The sequence below is a fragment of the Endozoicomonas sp. SESOKO3 genome (assembly GCF_024606255.1).
This window is the reverse complement of sequence record NZ_JAHHPR010000279.1, coordinates 1-2,701: the sequence shown is the minus strand read 5'-3', so window position 1 is coordinate 2,701 and position 2,701 is coordinate 1. Positions and strand designations below refer to the sequence as shown.

At 48.5% G+C, this 2,701-nt stretch carries 4 protein-coding genes; all 4 read left to right on the top strand.

The features are described from left to right. On the top strand, nucleotides 1-345 hold a 345-nt coding region (locus KDK18_RS05145; protein ID WP_257253682.1), incomplete at its 5' end, for a ribonucleotide-diphosphate reductase subunit beta. Nucleotides 346-420: 75 nt separating this feature from the next. Continuing rightward, on the top strand, nucleotides 421-702 hold the full coding sequence (gene yfaE / locus KDK18_RS05140) for a class I ribonucleotide reductase maintenance protein YfaE (protein ID WP_257253680.1): 282 nt from the start codon (nucleotides 421-423) through the stop codon (nucleotides 700-702). A 176-nt stretch (nucleotides 703-878) separates the two neighbouring features. After that, nucleotides 879-1,955, top strand: a complete 1,077-nt coding sequence (locus KDK18_RS05135; RefSeq protein ID WP_257253678.1) for a hypothetical protein — start codon at nucleotides 879-881, stop codon at nucleotides 1,953-1,955. A 92-nt stretch (nucleotides 1,956-2,047) separates the two neighbouring features. Next, a partial coding sequence (locus tag KDK18_RS14685; RefSeq protein ID WP_257253676.1) for an ABC transporter substrate-binding protein occupies nucleotides 2,048-2,701 on the top strand: 654 nt, incomplete at its 3' end.

Genomic DNA, 2,701 nt, shown 5'->3' with positions numbered 1-2,701 from the left:
GCTGAGATTGCTATTGAGCTCCGGACAGAAGCCAGAGAAATTTTTATTGCTGCTGCTGAACAGGAAAAAGAGTGGGCTGAATACCTGTTCCAGAATGGCTCAATGATTGGTTTGAACAAGGACATTCTCAGCCAATATGTCGAATACATCACCAATCAGAGAATGGCTGCCCTGGGCTTTGACCCGGCCTTCCCACCCCGCCAGAACCCTCTACCCTGGATGAATAGCTGGCTGAACAGTGACTCTGTCCAGGTAGCGCCTCAGGAAGTGGAAGTCAGCTCCTATCTGGTTGGACAGATTGATAACGAAGTCCAGACCGATGACTTCAGCAACTTCTCACTCTAAGAGATAGCACGATGGCCACTGGGGGCTGAACGAGTAAAGACAGCCTCCCGGCCAACCGTTTACCAGGAGATCCTCATGGCCAACATCGTCAAGATACTGGATGGCTTCAGCTTCATTTCCAGAAGCGACCTCAACCTGCTGGAGGCGCTCGAGTCACAGAAGGTGGATATTGAATACCAGTGTCGTGAAGGATTCTGTGGCAGTTGCCAGGTTCAACTGGTGGCCGGTGAAGTGGAATATTTCGCAGAACCCGTCGCTTTTGTCCCCGATGGAAAAATCCTGCCCTGCTGCTGTTATGCCAAGAGCGACCTTACCATTGAGATCCCCGGTGGCTGTCATATCAAAAAAGAGCAATGACACGGCAAAAAACAAGCCCCTTTTTATATTAATAAAGCTATTAGAATTTAATCTAATATAACAAAGATAAAAATTTTGGCCTTATCCCTAATCAACTTGTCACTCCTCTGAACTAAGATGCTCTCGCCCTGTCTAATAAACATGAACGTCAAAACATTCAGGGAAGGGTCGAGACTATGACAAGGAAACTCACATCGCAATACCCGCGTATTATACTGCTTATTCTGTTGGCCTGCGTACTGACAGTTTTTGGATCAAGCCAAAACGTATTCGCCAGAGGCGAAAAACCCAATCTCAACAAGATTCCGGGGCCCGACTCCACTCAACGGTATATCAACTCTCCTGCCGAAAAGTTCAAGCATCGCCTGGAAGCACTCTACCCCTATGCATTTGCCAGCTACCTGTCCTATCGTTTCAGAACTGCCAGTGATAGAGCGGGCGTCAAAGAGGCCCTGGAAGATCGCCTCACCCATATTCAGTATCGCAACGCAGTCAAGACAGATGTACCTGAAAAATGGTTAACACAGGGAGTGTTTGACACCCGGTATGATGCCAACCGAATCTACGACCGCGAAGACTCCGGGTTGAAAGCCAGAGTTTTCCTCCACACTTCAGAAAAGAAAATTCTGATAGCGTTCACAGGAACAGAATTTGATAGCCTCAACTCCCTGACCAATGCTGCCTGGACACAGGGTGGCTATGGATATGGCTATCTGACACAGATCATCTCCTACTTCTCCAGCTTCATCACTGCCGGGGATTACTTTCCACTGGAAGTTCCCATGCTGAGAAGAGCTTTGGAGCTGACTGTCGACCTGTATGAGCACTACCCTGACCATGAGTTTGAGCTGACAGGCTCCTCTCTGGGTGGCGCAATCGCCCAGTATGTTTCCTTTAAAACCCGATTCAAGGCGGTGGTATTTAACAGTCTTGCCCTGAACTCTGCCATCTACTGGCACATTCAAAATGAAGAACCCGACCTGAAGCCAAAAGCACTCATCACTCATGCTTACCTGAACGGAGAGTTATTGAACGATACTCTTCAGGGGCTCTTCATCCAGGGTCCGGCCCACGCTATCTATGCCCAGGGCAGCCTGCCTGTTGAAGGACTGGAGATTCCAGTACCCGCTTCTGAAAAATCTCTGCACGGATTAGGTCAGTTCTGGTCTCGACACACTGCCAGTGGACTGCTGAGAGCGCTTGAAGCCAACATACAGCTTAATCTTCCGCCGCTGAAGCAGAAACCTTCGTGAACGTAAGCAAACTGAAAAGCAGCTAAGCTATATTTCTCCCAACCATTCTGTCCCCCTGACACCACCTCGACACAAAGAAGGCTGAAGAGACTGTGAGCAGAGTTGTTTCCAGCAACAATCTACCCGGCAACAATCTACACGGGAACAATTTATCCAGAAACAACAATGTATTCAAAATTAATGGTTCCGGAATCAGAATAATAACAAACCTTCTCCTCAGCCTCTGCCTGTCGCACCCTCTGGCCATCTGGGGTGAGGTCCGTATTGAAAAGTCTTTCACTCTGATCGGTACCCACAAATACCCGGACAGCTTCACTCATTTTGCTTACACAAACCCCAATGCACCTAAAGGTGGTGTCCTGAGGCTAGCCAGGACAGGCTCATTCGACACTCTGAACCCATTTAACGGCAAAGGAACTACGCCTGATTACCTTTACCACACCCACGGCTCATTAATGACCCGGTCAGCCGATGAACCTCACACTCTTTATCCCTTTCTGGCCGAAGCCATCGAATACCCTCACGACTTCAGCTGGGTTGCTTTTCATATCAACCCGGCAGCAAAGTTCAGCGACAACCACCCTGTCACGTCAAAAGATGTTGTATTCACTTTTGAGTTATTCAAAAGGGAGGGCTCACCCTTTTTGAAAAATCTCTATAAAGACGTCGCCAGAGTTGAAAAAACTTCGCCACACCGAGTCGTTTTTTACCTGGACAAACCTGGCAAGAAGCAGCTTGCCCTGCTG

Coding starts and splice junctions, on each gene's coding strand:
- yfaE (WP_257253680.1), top strand. CDS start 421: ATGGCCAACATCGTCAAGATACTGGATGGCTTCAGCTTCATTTCCAGA.
- KDK18_RS05135 (WP_257253678.1), top strand. CDS start 879: ATGACAAGGAAACTCACATCGCAATACCCGCGTATTATACTGCTTATT.